Source organism: Vibrio sp. 10N.222.49.C9, assembly GCF_041474985.1.
GTDB lineage: Bacteria > Pseudomonadota > Gammaproteobacteria > Enterobacterales > Vibrionaceae > Vibrio > Vibrio crassostreae_C.
In genome coordinates, this window is sequence record NZ_JBFRVD010000503.1 from 1 (window position 1) to 420 (window position 420).

1 protein-coding gene is annotated in these 420 nt (G+C 40.5%); it reads right to left on the reverse strand.

Annotated elements, in window-relative coordinates; genetic code table 11:
- Positions 1-224 precede the first annotated feature (224 nt).
- Positions 225-420: hypothetical protein (locus AB4585_RS24195; protein WP_372171298.1), on the reverse strand; the 196-nt coding region annotated here is incomplete at its 5' end.

Here is a 420-nt window from a genome sequence, read left to right on the forward strand (position 1 = left end):
TAGTAGCGTTTATCATTGCGATGATCGCATGGGCGTTTAATCTGCATGTGCTATTCGGCGTTTTTATCTTAGCAACATTGGTCAAAGCCGCACAAAGTCAATAAATAAGCTTTGATACAGTTTGACCATCAGCATACATTTTAATAGATGTTTTGGGTCGGTATAGCGTTGTTTCTAACGTGAACTTGCTGACCCATAGGCTACTTTTACATTGCGAAAGTGGGCTATTTTAAGACATCGAATCTTAGCTTACGCTTGTCTAATTCTTCTTCTAGAAACTTCAATAACAGCTGTGTATCTGACTCGAAGTTCTCTTGATGGTTGCGACTATCTTTCCCTAAGTTAGTCAGTTCTAAGGCGTTTTCTATCAATTTCTGGCTATCCCTAACGGCTACTTCACCGGATGTTGCCCGTAGCTTC